General features: G+C 68.9%; 17 protein-coding genes. 16 read left to right on the forward strand and 1 reads right to left on the reverse strand.

Annotation, left to right across the window (positions count from 1 at the left end):
• The 5 genes from dop to prcA all read left to right on the forward strand — a co-directional run bounded on the left by dop (position 1) and on the right by prcA (position 4,164).
• Complete coding sequence (gene dop / locus ACFYZQ_RS17350) at positions 1-1,512, forward strand: depupylase/deamidase Dop (RefSeq protein ID WP_389147812.1); 1,512 nt, start codon at positions 1-3, stop codon at positions 1,510-1,512.
• Between the two features lie 190 nt (positions 1,513-1,702).
• Complete coding sequence (locus ACFYZQ_RS17355; protein WP_389147815.1) at positions 1,703-1,921, forward strand: ubiquitin-like protein Pup; 219 nt, start codon at positions 1,703-1,705, stop codon at positions 1,919-1,921.
• Between the two features lie 48 nt (positions 1,922-1,969).
• A complete protein-coding gene (locus ACFYZQ_RS17360; RefSeq protein WP_389148465.1) occupies positions 1,970-2,548 on the forward strand; it encodes an endonuclease VII domain-containing protein in 579 nt (192 codons plus the stop codon).
• Positions 2,500-3,345: a proteasome subunit beta gene (gene prcB / locus ACFYZQ_RS17365; protein ID WP_389147818.1), complete on the forward strand. Its 846-nt coding sequence runs from the start codon at positions 2,500-2,502 to the stop codon at positions 3,343-3,345. Before ACFYZQ_RS17360 ends, prcB begins: the two co-directional genes overlap by 49 nt.
• 63 nt (positions 3,346-3,408) lie before the next feature.
• The gene (gene prcA / locus ACFYZQ_RS17370) at positions 3,409-4,164 is read left to right on the forward strand and encodes a proteasome subunit alpha (RefSeq protein ID WP_389147821.1); all 756 of its coding nucleotides are present in this window, start codon (positions 3,409-3,411) and stop codon (positions 4,162-4,164) included.
• 79 nt (positions 4,165-4,243) lie between these two features.
• On the opposite strand, the gene ACFYZQ_RS17375 is transcribed toward prcA, so the two are convergent.
• On the reverse strand, positions 4,244-5,260 hold the full coding sequence (locus tag ACFYZQ_RS17375) for a LacI family DNA-binding transcriptional regulator (RefSeq protein ID WP_389147824.1): 1,017 nt from the start codon (positions 5,258-5,260) through the stop codon (positions 4,244-4,246).
• A 111-nt stretch (positions 5,261-5,371) separates the two neighbouring features.
• Here ACFYZQ_RS17375 and ACFYZQ_RS17380 point away from each other — a divergent pair, with 111 nt between their 5' ends.
• The 11 genes from ACFYZQ_RS17380 (at position 5,372) to ACFYZQ_RS17430 (ending at position 16,762) form a co-directional block, all read left to right on the forward strand.
• The gene (locus tag ACFYZQ_RS17380) at positions 5,372-6,631 is read left to right on the forward strand and encodes an MFS transporter (RefSeq protein WP_389148467.1); all 1,260 of its coding nucleotides are present in this window, start codon (positions 5,372-5,374) and stop codon (positions 6,629-6,631) included.
• 9 nt (positions 6,632-6,640) lie between these two features.
• Positions 6,641-8,002, forward strand: a complete 1,362-nt coding sequence (gene pafA / locus ACFYZQ_RS17385; RefSeq protein WP_365166794.1) for a Pup--protein ligase — start codon at positions 6,641-6,643, stop codon at positions 8,000-8,002.
• Positions 8,003-8,124: 122 nt separating this feature from the next.
• On the forward strand, positions 8,125-9,129 hold the full coding sequence (locus ACFYZQ_RS17390) for an FKBP-type peptidyl-prolyl cis-trans isomerase (RefSeq protein ID WP_389147827.1): 1,005 nt from the start codon (positions 8,125-8,127) through the stop codon (positions 9,127-9,129).
• A gap of 94 nt (positions 9,130-9,223) precedes the next feature.
• Positions 9,224-9,604 carry an FKBP-type peptidyl-prolyl cis-trans isomerase gene (locus ACFYZQ_RS17395; RefSeq protein WP_388794777.1) on the forward strand — a complete coding sequence of 127 codons (381 nt, stop codon included), beginning with the start codon at positions 9,224-9,226 and terminating at the stop codon, positions 9,602-9,604.
• A gap of 117 nt (positions 9,605-9,721) precedes the next feature.
• Positions 9,722-10,723 (forward strand): helix-turn-helix transcriptional regulator, encoded by a 1,002-nt coding sequence (locus ACFYZQ_RS17400; RefSeq protein WP_389147830.1) that lies wholly within the window; start codon positions 9,722-9,724, stop codon positions 10,721-10,723.
• Between the two features lie 19 nt (positions 10,724-10,742).
• Entirely contained in the window at positions 10,743-11,789 is a 1,047-nt protein-coding gene (locus ACFYZQ_RS17405; RefSeq protein WP_389147833.1) for a helix-turn-helix transcriptional regulator, read from the forward strand.
• Positions 11,786-12,079 carry a hypothetical protein gene (locus tag ACFYZQ_RS17410; protein ID WP_389147835.1) on the forward strand — a complete coding sequence of 98 codons (294 nt, stop codon included), beginning with the start codon at positions 11,786-11,788 and terminating at the stop codon, positions 12,077-12,079. Before ACFYZQ_RS17405 ends, ACFYZQ_RS17410 begins: the two co-directional genes overlap by 4 nt.
• Positions 12,080-12,089: 10 nt before the next feature.
• Positions 12,090-12,284, forward strand: coding sequence for a hypothetical protein (locus tag ACFYZQ_RS17415; protein ID WP_389147838.1), 195 nt, complete (start codon positions 12,090-12,092; stop codon positions 12,282-12,284).
• A gap of 256 nt (positions 12,285-12,540) precedes the next feature.
• Positions 12,541-12,822 (forward strand): Sec-independent protein translocase subunit TatA, encoded by a 282-nt coding sequence (gene tatA, locus ACFYZQ_RS17420; RefSeq protein ID WP_389147841.1) that lies wholly within the window; start codon positions 12,541-12,543, stop codon positions 12,820-12,822.
• 47 nt (positions 12,823-12,869) lie between these two features.
• Positions 12,870-13,811 (forward strand): twin-arginine translocase subunit TatC, encoded by a 942-nt coding sequence (gene tatC, locus ACFYZQ_RS17425; RefSeq protein ID WP_389147844.1) that lies wholly within the window; start codon positions 12,870-12,872, stop codon positions 13,809-13,811.
• A gap of 98 nt (positions 13,812-13,909) precedes the next feature.
• Positions 13,910-16,762: a DEAD/DEAH box helicase gene (locus ACFYZQ_RS17430; RefSeq protein ID WP_389147847.1), complete on the forward strand. Its 2,853-nt coding sequence runs from the start codon at positions 13,910-13,912 to the stop codon at positions 16,760-16,762.
• Position 16,763: the final 1 nt, after the last annotated feature.

Genomic DNA, 16,763 nt, shown 5'->3' on the forward strand with positions numbered 1-16,763 from the left:
ATGACCGTACGGCGAGTAATGGGCATCGAGACGGAGTACGGGATCTCCGTCCCCGGCCACCCCAACGCCAATGCCATGCTCACCTCATCCCAGATCGTCAACGCCTACGCCGCGGCGATGCACCGGGCCCGCCGGGCCCGCTGGGACTTCGAGGAGGAGAACCCGCTGCGCGACGCACGAGGCTTCGACCTCGCCCGCGAGGCCGCCGACTCCAGCCAGCTCACCGACGAGGACATCGGCCTCGCCAACGTCATCCTCACCAACGGCGCACGCCTCTACGTCGACCACGCACACCCCGAATACAGCGCCCCCGAGGTCACCAACCCCCGCGACGCCGTCCTCTGGGACAAAGCCGGCGAACGCATCATGGCCGAGGCCGCCGAACGCGCCGCCCAGCTCCCCGGAGCCCAGCCCATCCACCTCTACAAGAACAACACCGACAACAAGGGCGCCTCCTACGGCACGCACGAGAACTACCTGATGAAGCGGGAAACCGCCTTCTCCGACATCGTGCGCCACCTCACGCCCTTCTTCGTCTCCCGCCAGGTCTTCGCCGGCGCCGGCCGCGTCGGCATCGGCCAGGACGGCCACGAACACGGCTTCCAGCTCAGCCAGCGCGCCGACTACTTCGAGGTCGAGGTAGGGCTCGAGACGACCCTGAAACGCCCCATCATCAACACCCGGGACGAACCCCACGCGGACGCGGAGAAATACCGCCGCCTCCACGTGATCATCGGCGACGCCAACCTCTCCGAGATCTCCACCTACCTCAAGCTGGGCACGACCTCCCTGGTCCTCTCCATGATCGAAGACGGCTTCATCGCCGTCGACCTGGCCGTCGACCAGCCCGTCCGCACCCTCCACCAGGTCTCCCACGACCCGTCGCTCAAGCGCCTCGTCACCCTCCGCAGCGGCCGCACACTCACCGCCGTACAACTCCAGATGGAGTACTACGAGCTCTCCCGCAAATACGTGGAGGAACGCTACGGCGCCGACGCCGACGAACAGACCAAGGACGTCCTGTCCCGCTGGGAGGACACCCTCAGCCGGCTCGAGAACGACCCCATGAGCCTCGCCGGAGAACTCGACTGGGTCGCCAAACGAGAACTCATGGAGGGCTACCGCCGCCGCGACAACCTCGACTGGGACGCCGCCCGGCTCCACCTCGTCGACCTCCAGTACGCCGACGTACGCCCCGAGAAGGGCCTGTACAACCGTCTGGCGGCCCGCGGGCGCATGAAGCGCCTCCTGGACGAGGCCGAGGTCGAACGGGCCCGTACGAAGCCACCGGAGGACACCCGCGCCTACTTCCGCGGACGCTGCCTGGAGCAGTACGCCGACGACGTCGCCGCGGCCTCCTGGGACTCGGTGATCTTCGACCTCCCGGGCCGGGACTCCCTCCAGCGCGTCCCAACCCTGGAACCACTTCGCGGAACGCGAAATCACGTCAAGGAACTCCTGGACCGCTGCCGCACGGCCGAGGACCTCGTCAGGGTCCTCTCCGGCGGCTGAGCGGGTACTCGAACCGCCTCGGGCGCACGGGGTGCAAACCCCGGGCGCGCGGGAATCATCGAGGTGGCCCCCGCACGTTGTACCAACTGCGGGGCCGATGTCGGACCCGGCTTGTAGGGTCTGATCATCACCGATCGGCAGGAATGCCGACCTGTCGACCATGTCGGGCGAACTGAGCGGGGTGAGGGTCATGGCAACCAAGGACACCGGCGGCGGCCAGCAGAAGGCGACGCGTTCCACCGAGGAGGTCGAGGAGCAGGCGCAGGAGGCGCAGGGCTCGGAGGACCTCAAGGAGCGGCAGGAGAAGCTGAGCGACGACGTGGACTCGGTTCTGGACGAAATCGATGATGTGCTCGAGGAGAACGCAGAGGATTTCGTGAGGTCATTCGTTCAGAAGGGTGGAGAGTAAAGGCGCGGCGGGTCAGCAGCCTTTGAAGTGAAGGTGAAGGGGGTGTGGGTGGCCGGGGCTGAACAGCGGAGGCGCTGTGTGCGGTGCGGCGAATGGAAGCCGCACGCAGCGTTCGCCCGCAAGCGGTCGAATCTGGACGGCTTGCAGCGCCACTGTCGGAACTGCGCGACCAACTACCACCGCCGAGTCCTGGACCCCCCGGTGCACGGGCCCGCAGACCATGTGCCGGAGGGGCACAAACGCTGTCGGGGCTGCGGTGAAGTGAAGCCGCACAGCGAGTGGCACCGCAAGGGCGATGGCCTGGCAAGCCGCTGCAAGGCCTGCAGGGCGGCGGATGCCCCAGCGCAGCACCTGCGGCGCAAGTACGGCATCACGGAGGCCGAGCGTGATGAGTTGATCGCCGCCCAAGGCGGAGTCTGCTGCATCTGTCTATTCGCCCCTGCTGTACATGTGGATCACTGCCACAACACGGGTAGGGTCCGTGGCGTACTGTGCTTCAACTGCAATTCCGGCCTCGGGCTGTTGAGGGATGACCCCGACGCCATGTACCGAGCTGCCGATTACCTGGAAGGAAACGCGTGGAAGCCAACACTCGTAGCACCGGGCGTCTACCAGCTGCCTTCCTGACGCCAGGGTCCTCCTCCTTCATGGACTTCCTGTCCGAGCACCAGCCGGAGATGCTCCCGGGCAACCGGCAGCTGCCCCCGACCCAAGGTGTCATCGAGGCTCCCCACGGGACCACGATCGTCGCCGTGACCTTCCCGGGGGGCGTCGTGCTCGCCGGTGACCGCCGGGCCACCATGGGCAACGTGATCGCCCAGCGGGACATCGAGAAGGTGTTCCCGGCGGACGAGTACTCCGCGGTCGGCATCGCCGGCACGGCCGGTCTCGCCGTGGAGATGGTCAAGCTGTTCCAGCTGGAGCTGGAGCACTTCGAGAAGGTCGAGGGCGCGCAGCTGTCCCTGGAGGGCAAGGCGAACCGGCTGTCGACCATGATCCGCTCCAACCTGGGCATGGCCATGCAGGGCCTGGCCGTGGTGCCGCTGTTCGCGGGGTACGACCTGGACCGGGAGAGGGGCCGGATCTTCTCCTACGACGTGACGGGTGGCCGTTCCGAGGAGCACAACTTCGCCGCCACCGGTTCCGGTTCGATCTTCGCGCGCGGTGCGATGAAGAAGCTGTTCCGCGACGACCTGTCCGAGGAGCAGGCCACGACGCTCGTGGTGCAGGCCCTGTACGACGCGGCCGACGACGACTCGGCGACCGGTGGTCCCGATGTCGCCCGCCGGATCTACCCCATCGTCACCGTGATCACCGAGGACGGTTTCCGTCGGCTGACCGACGACGAGTCCTCCGAGATCGCTCGTTCGGTGCTCCAGCGTCGTCTGGAGGAGCCGGACGGGCCGAAGGCCGCCCTGCTCTGAGGGCGGGCCGGGTTCTTGGTGAAGGTGATCGCAGTGACTTCCACAGAAAGGGACGGATAACCGGTGTCGACGCCGTTCTATGTATCGCCTCAGCAGGCGATGGCCGACCGGGCGGAGTACGCCCGTAAGGGCATCGCCCGTGGTCGCAGCCTTGTGGTGCTCCAGTACGCCGACGGCATCGTGTTCGTCGGTGAGAACCCGTCCCGTGCGCTGCACAAGTTCAGCGAGATCTACGACCGGATCGGTTTCGCGGCCGCCGGTAAGTACAACGAGTACGAGAACCTGCGGATCGGCGGGGTGCGGTATGCCGATCTGCGGGGTTACACCTACGACCGGGACGATGTGACCGCCCGTGGTCTCGCGAACGTCTACGCGCAGACCCTGGGCACGATCTTCTCGAGTGCGGCGGAGAAGCCGTACGAGGTGGAGCTGGTGGTCGCCGAGGTGGGGGAGACCCCGGAGGGTGACCAGATCTACCGTCTGCCGCACGACGGTTCGATCGTGGACGAGCACGGTTCGGTGGCGGTCGGTGGCAATGCCGAGCAGATCAGCAGTTTCCTGGACCAGCGTCACCAGGACGGGATGTCGCTGGCGGAGGCGTTGAAGCTGGCGGTGCAGGCACTGTCCCGTGACACCAATGGCAGTGAGCGGGAGATTCCCGCGGAGCGGCTGGAGGTGGCGGTGCTGGACCGTACGCGTCCGCAGCAGCGGAAGTTCAAGCGCATCGTGGGTCGTCAGCTGGCGCGTCTGCTGGAGGCGAACGGTGCGAGCACGGAGGCGGAGAGTGCGGAGGAGCCCGACGAGTCCGACGAGAAGTAGTCCGCCTCGTTCCTGGCGTTCCTGACGTCCTTGCGTTCCTGGTGTGCCCCGGCCGTGTGACGGCCGGGGCACAGGCGTGTCAGGGGGCGCCGGGCGGGGCGGTGGAGCCTCTTACGACCAGTTCGACGGGGATGTCGCCGTGTTCGGGTGCGCGGCCCTCCAGTACGGCGAGGAGGGCTTGCATGCCGCGTTCGCCGAACTGTTCGGCGTCGAGGCGGACGGTGGTGAGTTCGGGGTCGATGGCGGTGGCGAGGGCGAGGTCGTCGAGGCCGGTGACGGAGATGTCGTCGGGTACGCGCAGGCCGAGGCGACGCAGGGCTTTGTAGGCGCCGGCGGCGAGTTTGTCGTCGTCGCAGACGAGGGCGGTGGGGTGGGGGCCTGGGCCGGCCAGTGCCGCTTCGGTGGCGGCGAGTGCGCCTGCGATGGAGATGGGGGCGCGGATGGTGCGGATCGAGGTGTCCGGGACGGCGCCGACGCGTGTCGTCAGTTCCCGTCCGCGTATCTCGAAGGTCCATGAGGCGACGTCGGCGGCGAGGTGGAGGAAGTGGCGGTGGCCCAGTTCGAGCAGGTGTTCGGCAACTTGGCGTACGCCGTCCGCGATGTCCAGATTGACCGTGGCCGAGCCGGGACTGCCGTCGGGGTCGCTGTCGAGCATGACGAGGGGGAGCTGGTCGCCGCGGAGGGCGGTGAGGGCGTCGGCGGCCATGGACGAGGCGATGATGCCGTCGAGGGCGGCCTGGGCGGAGGCGAAGGGGTCGCGGGCGGGGCCGATGCCTTCGGGGGAGGGGTAGAGGACGACGCCGAAGCCGTGCTGGGCGGCGATGCGGGCGGCGCCGGTGTAGACGCCGGCGAAGAATTCGGTGGTGAGGGCGGGGACGACGAGGAGGACGGTGCGGGTGTGGCCGAGGCGGAGGTTGCGGGCGGCGAGGTTGGGGCGGTAGCCGAGGTCGCGTGCGGCTTCTCGTACGCGTTCGGCGGTGGCGGCGGACACGCGGCCGCGCCATTTGTCGCCGAGGACGAGTGAGACGGCCGCTTGTGAGACTCCGGCGGCCTGGGCGACGTCCCTGCTCGTCGGGCGCGTGCTGCTGCCTGCCACCGTGGGTTGCTCCTTTGTCGCCCGGGTGCGCGCCTGTTTTCGCCTGGACGCGTCACAGCGCACATGGTACGTATGGCGGGTCGGCGTTATACGTAACACTTGGAGGCAGCGGTGGCCGCGGGATACCTGGAGATCCTCAGGGCGAGGCATGCGGTCCGGCTGCTGGTCGGCACTCTGGTGGGCCGTCTGCCGAACGCCACGGCCGCCATCGCGCTGGTGCTCTTCGTCCGGGCCGAGGGGGGCACGTACAGCCTCGCCGGGGCGCTGGCGGCGGTCTACGGTGTCGCCACCGCCGTGGGGCAGCCGGTGCTGGGGCGGCTGGTGGACCTGTACGGGCAGCCGCGCGTGCAGCTGCCCGCGGCCGTGGCCTCCGCCCTGGCGATGGTGGTGTTCGCGTTCACGGGGATCGATCCGTTGCCGCTCGCCTGCGTCGCCGTAGCGGCGGCCGGGTTGTTCACGCCGCCGCTGGAGGGCGGTCTGCGTGCGCTGTGGCCGTCCGTGCTGCGGCGTGAGGACCAGGTGCACACGGCGTACGCGATGGATGCCGTGGCGCAGGAGGTGATGTTCACGGTCGGGCCGCTGCTGGTGACGCTGTGCGTGTCGCTGTGGTCGGAGCGGGCCGCGCTGCTCGTGCTGAACGCGGTGGGGGTGGTGGGTGCGCTGTCGGTGGTGGTCTCGCCGCCCTCGCGCGCGTGGCGTTCGGCGCCCCGTGAGGCGCACTGGCTGGGGGCTCTGCGTTCGCCCGGTCTGCTGGTGCTGCTGGGGGCCTTCCTGTTCGTGGGGGTCGCGCTCGGTTCCATCACGGTGGCCTCGGTGCCGTACGCCGACGGGCACGGCGGGGACGCGGTGTACGGCTGGCTGATGGCGGCGCTGGGTCTGGGTGCGCTGGTGGGTGGCACGGTGTACGGGGCGCGGCAGTGGGGTGGTGTGCCGGAGCGGCGACTGAGGGTGTTGGTGGGGCTTCTGGCGGTGTGTTATCTGCCGTTGATGCTGATGCCGGGTGCGGTGGCGATGGTTCTGTTGACGGCGGTGTCGGGGGTGTTTCTGGCGCCGTGCATCGCGTGTGCGTTCGTCATCGTGGACCGGCATGCGCCGGGTGGGACGGTCACGGAGGCGTTCTCGTGGCTGGTGACGACGTTCACGGTGGGTGCGTCGGTGGGAACGGGCCTGGCGGGTCCGGTGGTCGAGGCGGGTGGCGCGGTGTGGGGTTTCGCCGTGCCGGGGGCGGCAGGGGCGGTGTCGTTGCTGGTCCTGCTGGGGACCGGAGGGGTCCTCGCAGCTCCCGCTGGGGGTGGGGTGGTTGCGGCTTCATCGGAAAATGATCCAAATCGTGCTGCCGAACCCCGTTTCAGCTCGGGGGATCGGGCGTAATGTTCAGTCATGGACCGCCGCATTTTCGGGCTGGAGAACGAGTACGGTGTCACGTGCACGTTCAGGGGACAGCGCCGTCTGTCGCCTGACGAGGTGGCGCGGTACCTCTTCCGCCGTGTCGTGTCATGGGGCCGCAGCAGTAATGTCTTTCTGCGAAACGGCGCCCGGCTCTATCTCGACGTGGGCTCACATCCGGAATATGCGACACCGGAATGTGACAATGTGATCGAACTGGTCACCCACGACAAGGCCGGCGAGCGCATTCTGGAAGGACTCCTGGTGGACGCCGAACGACGCCTGCACGAGGAAGGAATCGCGGGCGACGTCTACCTCTTCAAGAACAACACGGACTCGGCGGGCAACTCCTACGGCTGCCACGAGAACTATCTCGTCGCGCGGCACGGGGAGTTCTCCCGGCTCGCGGACATTCTCATCCCGTTCCTGGTCACGCGCCAGTTGCTGTGCGGGGCGGGCAAGGTGCTGCAGACGCCGCGCGGTGCGGTGTACTGCGTGAGTCAGCGGGCGGAGCACATCTGGGAGGGCGTCTCCTCGGCGACGACCCGTTCGAGGCCCATCATCAACACGCGTGACGAACCGCACGCGGATGCCGAGCGGTACCGCCGTCTGCATGTCATCGTGGGCGACTCGAACATGTCGGAGACGACGATGCTGCTGAAGGTCGGTGCGACCGACCTGGTGCTGCGCATGATCGAGGCGGGCACGGTGATGCGGGATCTCACCCTGGAGAACCCGATCCGGGCGATCCGCGAGGTCAGCCATGACATCACCGGCCGGCGCAAGGTGCGTCTGGCCAGTGGCCGGGAGGCCTCGGCGCTGGAGGTGCAGCGGGAGTACTACGAGAAGGCCGTGGACTTCTGTGAGCGCCGCGGTATCCGTACGGGCACGGTCGAGCAGGTGCTGGAGCTGTGGGGCCGTACGCTGGACGCGATCGAGGCGGAGGACCTCGACCGTATCGGCACCGAGATCGACTGGGTGATGAAGTACAAGCTCATCGAGCGGTACCGGGCCAAGCACAACATGACGATGTCGCATCCGCGGGTCGCCCAGATAGACCTCGCCTATCACGACATCCACCGGCGTCGTGGCCTGTACTACCTGCTGGAGAAGAAGGGCCAAGCCACCCGGATCTGCAACGACTTGAAGATCTTCGAGGGCAAGTCGGTTCCCCCGCAGACGACTCGGGCGCGGCTGCGCGGTGACTTCATCCGCCGGGCGCAGGAGCAGCGCCGGGACTTCACGGTGGACTGGGTGCATCTGAAGCTCAATGACCAGGCGCAGCGCACGGTGTTGTGCAAGGACCCGTTCCGTTCGGTGGACGACCGGGTGGAGAAGCTGATCGCCGGTATGTGAGTTTCGGCTGTGGAATGCCGAACGTGACACGGGCGCCGTACGTATTCCGTACGGCGCCCTGCTCACGCCGTAGAGTGGCGCGCACGCCATCCGCAAGATCGACCGATTACGAGGCTCCTCACGTGCGTCGACGCTCTCTCCTCTTTGCCGCGGTACCCGCTGGTCTGGTCACGCTCGCCGGTTGTAACGACGACACGTCGGGGTCGGGCAAGGCCGGTGCGTCGCCGTCGGCGTCCGCCTCGTCCGTGCCGCCGCCGAAGATCGTGGACGGGCCGCTGCCCGCGATCACGGCGGGTACGAAGTTCGGTGAGAAGCCGACGGTGGCCAAGGGTTCGGGTGATCCGTCGGAGAACCTGGCGGTCAAGACGGTGATCGCGGGCAGTGGTCGCACGGTCGCGGAGAACGACTTCGTCCAGGCGAACTACCTGGGGCAGATCTGGGACACGGGGAAGGTCTTCGACAACTCCTACGACCGTAAGACGCCCCTGCTCATGCAGCTCGCCCAGGGCAGCATCATCGACGGCTGGCGGTACGGGCTGGCGGGCCGGAAAGCCGGCAGCAGGATCGAGATCGCCGTCCCGCCGACCTGGGGGTACGGCAAGTCGGGCAACCCCCAGGCGGGCATCAAGGGCACCGACACGCTGGTGTTCGTCGTCGATCTGATCGACTCGTTCAACTCCAAGAGCTCCAGCAAGGGCAAGGTGGTCGCGCAGAGCGACGCCGCCGTGCCGAAGGTCGGCACCAACACCGACGGCAAGGCTCCCTCGGTCAGGATTCCCAAGGCGGATCCGCCGAAGAAGCTCGTGTCCGCCTACGTCCTGGAGGGTGACGGGCCCGAGGTCAAGGCCAACCAGGCGATCCTGTGCCAGTTCGAGGGGCTGGTCTGGGACAGCGGGAAGACGTTCGAGGCGACATACGGCTCGGGGCGGCTGAGCCAGATCTCCCTGGAGCAGATGCAGCAGGTCGTCAAGGGTCTGGCCGAGGGTGTCACCGGCAAGAAGGTGGGCAGCCGGGTGCTGGTCGTGGTGCCGCCGGACCTGGCGTACGGCGACAATCCGCCCAGCGGCGGCCCCGTGAAGAAGGGCTCGACGCTGGTGTTCTCCGTGGACATCCTGGCGGCGATGTAGGCGGTCCGTGCGGGGCCGCCCGCCGCGGGCGGGAGCGGCCGGGAGATGAAAGACTGTCCGCGTTCCGAGTCGTACACGAGCAGGAGCTTTAGACGTGAGCATCGAGAAGCCCGAGATCGACTTCCCGGGTGGCGAGCCCCCGGCCGACCTCGAGATCAAGGACATCTGGGAGGGGGACGGCGAGGTCGCCGCGGCCGGCGATTTCGTGAAGGTCCACTACGTGGGCGTGGCGTTCTCCACCGGTGAGGAGTTCGACGCCTCCTGGAACCGGGGCGCCCCGCTGGACTTCCAGCTCGGTGTCGGCCAGGTCATCCAGGGCTGGGACAAGGGTGTGCAGGGTATGAAGGTCGGCGGTCGCCGTCAGCTCGTCATCCCCGCGCACCTCGCGTACGGCGACCGGGGTGCCGGTGGCCGGATCGCGCCGGGCGAGACGCTGATCTTCGTCTGCGACCTGGTGGGCGTTGCCAAGCGCTGACCGTTCCTGGTCGGACGAGGGCCCGTGCTGTCCGCATGGGCCTTCGGCTTTTGCCGTGACGCTGCGGAGCGGTACGGTCATCGGTCGGAAGCACCATAGGGAAGGCGAAGGGCGTCGATGGCCATTGCCAAGGCCGAGCGGCTGATGAACCTGGCGCTGTGTCTGCTGGGGACGCGGCGGCCGCTCAGCAAGCGCGAGCTGCGCGATTCCATCGAGGCTTACGTCGAGGCCTCCAGGCCGGGTAAGGGGGAGGCCTCCAGGCCGGGTAGAGGCGAGGCGGGTGGCGACGACTCCTTCAACCGGATGTTCGAGCGCGACAAGGACGATCTGCGGGAGCTCGGCCTCGTCATCGAGACCGTGGAGAACCTGGACGGTGAGGTCGGCTATCTGGCCCGCCGTGACAGCAACCGCCTGCCGCCGATCACTCTGGACGCCGAGGAGGCCGCTGCCCTGGGGCTGGCCGCCAAGGTGTGGCAGCAGGCCCGGCTGGCCGGCGCGGCGAGCGGCGCCCTGCAGAAGCTGCGTGCGGCCGGCCTGCCCGAGGACGTCGACCCGTACGAGGCGCACGGCGCGCTGGAGCCCCGTATCCCGGTGCACGAGGCCGCGTTCGAGCCGCTGATGCTGGCGTGCCGTGACCGCCGCCCGGTCGTCTTCGACTACCGCAAGGCCTCCGCGGCCCGTCCGGAGTCCCGGCATGTGGAACCGTGGGCGCTGGAGTGCTGGCGCGGCCACTGGTACCTGGCGGGCTGGGACCGCGACCGGGGCGCCGAGCGGGTGTTCCGCCTGTCGCGGATCACGGGGAAGGTGCGTTCCCGTGGCAGCGGCTTCACCGCTCCGGTCCCCGATGTGGTGACCGTCCGTGAGACCGTGGCGAGCTGGGCGGGTGAGATCGCCGACCGTACCGCTGTGATCCGGCTGCGTTCGGGTGCGGGTTACCCCCTTCGGGCGAAGGCCACGTCGGTGCGGGAACTCGGTGACGGCTGGGACGAGTTGGAGATCCCGTACGGGCACGGTCTGGACGCGTGGCTGGTGGAGTTCGGTCCGGACGTGGTGGTCGTGGAGCCCGCGGAGCTGCGGGCCGACGTGGTGGACCGCCTGCGTGCCGTGGCAAAGGGTTGAGGGGGAGGGGAGCAGGACAGTGGCAGGCAGACCGGTCAGGTCCGTGAACGCCATCGATCAGACCCGGCGGATGCTCTCCCTGGTGACGTATCTGCGGGAGCGCCCCGGTGCCCGGGTGGCGGACGTGGCGCGCGCGTTCGGGATCACGGAGGACGAGCTGGTCTCCGACCTGGACGTGCTGCCGATGTGCGGCACCAGTTTCCGGGGTGGTGACCTGCTCGACATCGACACCGACGGTGAGCGCATCTGGTGGCACAACCCGGCCGCGCTCGGCGCGGAGGCCGCCGAGCCGCTGCGGCTCGCCGCCGACGAGGCGACCGCCCTGCTGGTGGCCGCCCGGGCCGTAGCGACCCTGCCCGGTCTGCGGGAGGGGGACCGGCAGGCGCTGCTGCGGGCGACCGCCAAGGTGGAGACGGCGGCCGGGGAGGCGGCCGGGGCCAGTTCCCGGCTGTCGGTGACCTTCGAGTCCGAGGGTGGTGTCTTCGCCGACGTCGACCGGGCGATCTCCGAGCGCCGCCGGTTGTGGATCCGCTACTACTCGCCCGCCCGGGACGAGGTCACCGAGCGTGAGATCGACCCCATCCGGCTGGTCAGTGTCGGGCACACCTATGTCGAGGCCTGGTGCCGCCGCTCCGAGGCGCGTCGTACGTTCCGGCTGGACCGGGTCGCCGAGATCAAGATCCTCGACGAGCCGTCGGTGCCGCCGGAGATCGAGCTGCGGGATCTTTCCCAGGCCCTGGTGCAGCCCGCCGCCGAGGACCCGGAGGTCGTCGTCGAGGTCGGCCCCGGCGGCCGCTGGGTGGCCGAGTACTACCCGCATGACAGCGCGGATGAGCTTGCCGACGGCGGGCTGCGTATTACCTTGCGCACCCCCGATCCGGCTTCGCTCAGGCGTCTGGCGTTGCGGCTGGGCCCCGACGGCCGGATCGTCTCGCCGCCCGAGCTGGCCGCCAGCGCCCGCCAGGCGGCGACCGAGGCGCTCGCGGCGTACGACGCGCCGGCGGGTGACGGTGCTGCGCACGGCGTGGAGGACGGGCAGTACGACAGGCAGGAGCTGGGGCTTTGAGCGAGTCCGCGGGGTCCGGGGTGAGGGACATGACGGTCGCGGCGGCGTTCGCCGGGATGAGGAGAGTGGCCCCCGTGGTGTTCAAGGCGGGCTGCCCGGACTGCCGGAGCCGTTTCGAGCTCTCCGCGAGTGCTCTGCGGCTGGCGATCGGCGCCACCAGCCGTACGACGTTCTACTCCTTCACCTGTCCCGAGTGCGGGGTGGCCGTCCGCAAGCCGGCCGGGGAACGCATCGTCGAACTGCTGACCGGGGGCGGGGTCAGGACTCTGCGGCTGCACTCCACCGTCTAGGCTCGGCGTCATGTTCTGGCCGATGTTCGCGGTAGCTGTGGGGTTCCTGGGACTCGCCATCCTCGGTGTGCTGGCGGTGAGGGTCTTCCTGGAGGCGCAGCGTCTGGGCAGACAGGTCGCGGACTCCGCGAGTCGTATCAACCGGGCGGCCGAGGATCTGGAGCGGGCGTCGGTGAGTGCCGCCCGCGCCGCCGACTCCCTGTGAGGTCCGCTGTGGTGGTCCTGTGAGTCCCGGGCCGTCAGCGGTTTGGGTCACTTCGCCCTGTCACGTGGGCCGGTGCGCCAGGTACTCTGCTGGTCGCGGTACGGATACGAGGCGCGTACCGCTGATCGGGAGTACGCACGGGGATTGCCTCATGTTTACCCCTGAGCGTTACGATCGCTGACAGCACGATGTTCGGACAAACGTCCGACTGGTCGGACAGGCCCGTCGCCCCGCCTCGGTGAGAAGGTGAAGATTTATGTTCCGCAACGGACTCGAGCCGTGGCACCTGCTGATCCTCGTTGTGGTCATCCTGCTGGTGTTCGGTTCCAAGAAGCTGCCGGACATGGCCCGCTCGCTCGGCAAGTCCGCCCGCATTCTGAAGAGCGAGGCGAAGGCGATGAAGGAGGACGGCAAGCAGTCCGGCACCGCCGAGTCCACCGAGGAGCCCGCGCCCGCTCAGCGTACGATCCAGGCCGCGCCCGGCGATGTGACCAGCTCCCGCCCGGTCAACGAGCCGACGGACACGACCCAGCGATGACGGGAGGACCGGGGCATCCGGTCCACTGCACGAGATGAGGATGTGGGTTGCTCAAGTCTGCCCGCAAAAAGGAGAGGGATCCCGAGGGGCGGATGCCGCTCGCGGATCACTTGCGTGAGCTGCGCAACCGGCTTGCGAAGGGTGTCCTGGCGATCCTCGTCGTCACGATCGTCGCGGCCTTCTTCTACAGGGACATCATCGATGTCATCACCAAGCCGATGCTCGACGAGATCGGCTGCCACCAGACCTTCGGGGAGCTGGCCAAGGCCAAGAACGTCCACTGCGCGCACCTCACCGTCAGCGGCCTGCTCGCGCCGTTCACCCTGGCCCTGAAGGTCGCCCTGATGACCGGTGTCGTTCTCGCGTCGCCGATCTGGCTGTACCAGCTCTGGGCGTTCGTCGCGCCGGGTCTGCACCGCAACGAGAAGAAGTACGCCTACGCCTTCGTCGGCTTCGGCTTCCCGTTGTTCGTCGGTGGTGGCTACCTCGCGTTCCACGTGCTGCCCACCACGGCGAAGGTGATGATCGGCCTCACGCCGGCCGGTGCCGAGAACCTGTTGCCGCTGGACGAGCTGCTGGACCTGGTCACCCGCATGATCGTCGTCTTCGGCCTCGCCTTCGAGATGCCGTTGCTGCTGGTCATGCTCAACCTCACCGGCATGCTGTCCGGGCGGCGCATGCTGGGCTGGTGGCGCGGCATGGTCATCGGCATCACCGTCTTCGCGGCCGTGGCCACACCCAGCCCCGACCCGATGACGATGCTGGCGCTGGCAGCACCGATCTGGGCGCTCTACTTCCTCGCCGTGGCCATCTCGCTGCTCAACGACCGGCGCCGGGCGCGTCGCGAGGCGCAGGGCCCCGCCGACGACGAGGCCTCCGAGCTGGATCTGACACCCGAGGACATCGGCGAGATCGAGCCCGTTTCCGCCGGCCGGGTGCCCGAGCAGACGACGGCGGACCGGATCAACGGGTACGACGACGTGACCTGACCGATCGACTCCACCGGCCTGTGACAGGTGCCCGCGTTCCCGGGGGATTCCTCGGGGACGCGGGCACCTGTCGTTGCCGCCGTCACACGTTCCGGATAATGATCGTCCTGTTGTCAGTGGGGCCCGGTAACCTCGAAAGCACGATGACAGAGGACCTCTCACCGGCCGAGCGGTATGCGGCAGCCCGAAGGCGGGCAGTCGAGCAGGCCACCGCGCTCGCCTCCTTCCGCGAGCTGTACGAATTCGGCCTCGACCCCTTCCAGATCGAGGCCTGTCAGGCGCTCGAAGCGGGGAAGGGCGTGCTGGTGGCCGCCCCCACTGGCTCCGGCAAGACGATCGTGGGCGAGTTCGCCGTCCACCTCGCCCTGAAGCAGGGCAAGAAGTGCTTCTACACGACCCCCATCAAGGCGCTGTCGAACCAGAAGTACTCCGACCTGTGCCGCCGCTACGGCACGCAGCAGGTCGGCCTGCTGACCGGAGACAACAGCGTGAACTCCGACGCGCCGGTGGTCGTGATGACCACCGAGGTGCTGCGCAACATGCTGTACGCGGGCTCGCAGACGCTGCTCGGCCTCGGATACGTGGTCATGGACGAGGTGCACTACCTCTCCGACCGGTTTCGCGGCGCCGTCTGGGAGGAGGTGATCATCCACCTGCCCGAGTCGGTGACCCTGGTGTCGCTGTCGGCGACCGTGTCGAACGCCGAGGAGTTCGGCGACTGGCTGGACACCGTCCGCGGCGACACCGAGGTGATCGTCTCCGAGCACCGGCCCGTGCCGCTGTTCCAGCACGTGCTCGCCGGGCGGCGGATGTACGACCTGTTCGAGGAGGGCGAGGGCAACAAGAAAGCCGTCAACCCCGACCTCACGCGGCTGGCCCGGATGGAGGCCAGCCGTCCGTCGTACCAGGACCGCAGGCGCGGCCGTGCCATGCGTGAGGCCGACCGGGAGCGGGAGCGCAGGCAGCGCTCCCGGGTGTGGACGCCGAGCCGCCCCGAGGTCATCGAGCGACTCGACTCCGAGGGCCTGCTGCCCGCGATCACCTTCATCTTCAGCCGCGCCGCCTGCGAGTCCGCAGTCCAGCAGTGCCTGTACGCGGGCCTGCGCCTCAACGACGACGAGGCGCGTGAACAGGTGCGCGCCCTCGTCGAGGAGCGCACGGCGTCGATCCCCACCGAAGACCTGCACGTCCTCGGCTACTACGAGTGGCTCGAGGGCCTGGAGCGCGGCATCGCCGCCCACCACGCCGGCATGCTGCCGACCTTCAAGGAGGTCGTGGAGGAACTGTTCGTCCGCGGCCTGGTCAAGGCCGTCTTCGCCACGGAGACCCTCGCACTCGGCATCAACATGCCCGCCCGCTCCGTGGTGCTGGAGAAGCTCGTCAAGTGGAACGGCGAGCAGCACGCCGACATCACCCCGGGCGAGTACACCCAGCTCACCGGCCGCGCCGGCCGCCGCGGAATCGACATCGAGGGCCACGCGGTGGTGCTGTGGCAGCGCGGCATGAGCCCCGAGCACCTCGCGGGCCTCGCGGGCACGCGCACGTACCCGCTGCGTTCCAGCTTCAAGCCGTCGTACAACATGGCGGTCAACCTCGTCGAGCAGTTCGGCCGGCACCGTTCGCGCGAGCTCCTGGAGACCTCCTTCGCGCAGTTCCAGGCCGACAGGTCGGTCGTCGGCATCTCCCGGCAGGTCCAGCGCAACGAGGAGGGACTGGAGGGCTACAAGGCCTCCATGACCTGCCACCTGGGCGACTTCGAGGAGTACGCGCGGCTGCGCCGCGAACTCAAGGACCGCGAGAACGAACTGGCCCGGCAGGGCGCCGCCGAGCGGCGCGCGGAGGCCTCCGTCGCGTTGGAGAAGCTCAAGCCGGGTGACGTGATCCACGTGCCGACGGGCAAGTACGCGGGCCTGGCGCTGGTGCTCGACCCGGGCCTGCCCGCCGGCCGTTCCAACGGCCACCGCGGCTTCGACCACCACGACGGCCCGCGCCCGCTGGTGCTGACCGCCGAGCGGCAGGTCAAGCGGCTGGCGTCCATCGACTTCCCGGTGCCGGTCGAGCCGCTGGAGCGGATGCGGATCCCGAAGTCCTTCAACCCGCGCTCGCCGCAGTCCCGCCGGGACCTCGCCTCCGCGCTGCGCACCAAGGCCGGGCACATCCCGCCGGAGCGGGCCCGCAAGAAGCGCTCGCAGGCCGCCGACGACCGCGAGATCGCCCGGCTGCGCACCGCGATCCGCGCCCATCCCTGCCACGGCTGCAACGACCGTGAGGACCACGCCCGCTGGGCCGAGCGCTACCACCGGCTGCTGAAGGACACCTCGCAGCTGGAACGCCGGATCGAGGGCCGCACCAACACCATCGCGCGGACCTTCGACCGCATCGTGGCCCTGTTGACCGAACTGGACTACCTGCGCGGCGACGAGGTCACGGAGCACGGCAAGCGGCTCGCCCGGCTCTACGGCGAACTCGACCTGCTGGCCAGCGAATGCGTGCGCGCCGGCGTCTGGGAGGGCCTCGCTCCGGCCGAACTGGCCGCCTGCGTCTCGGCGCTGGTGTACGAGGCCCGGGTCGGCGACGACGCGATGGCGCCCAAGCTGCCGTCCGGCAAGGCCCAGGCCGCGCTGGGCGAGATGGTCCGGATCTGGGGTCGGCTGGACGGCCTGGAGGAGGAGTTCCGGATCACCCAGAGCGAGGGCGTCGGCCAGCGCGAGCCCGACCTCGGCTTCGCCTGGGCCGTGTACATGTGGGCCTCCGGCAAGGGCCTCGACGAGGTGCTGCGCGAGGCGGAGATGCCGGCCGGTGACTTCGTACGGTGGTGCAAGCAGGTGATCGATGTGCTCGGGCAGATAGCGGCGGCTTCTCCTGCGGAGGGCTCGACCGTGGGGAAGACTGCGCGTAAGGCTGTTGATCTGGTGCTGCGGGGTGTTGTTGCCTACTCGTCGGTGGGGTGAC

It is taken from the genome of Streptomyces sp. NPDC001843 (assembly GCF_042891955.1).
Classification (GTDB): Bacteria; Actinomycetota; Actinomycetes; order Streptomycetales; family Streptomycetaceae; genus Streptomyces.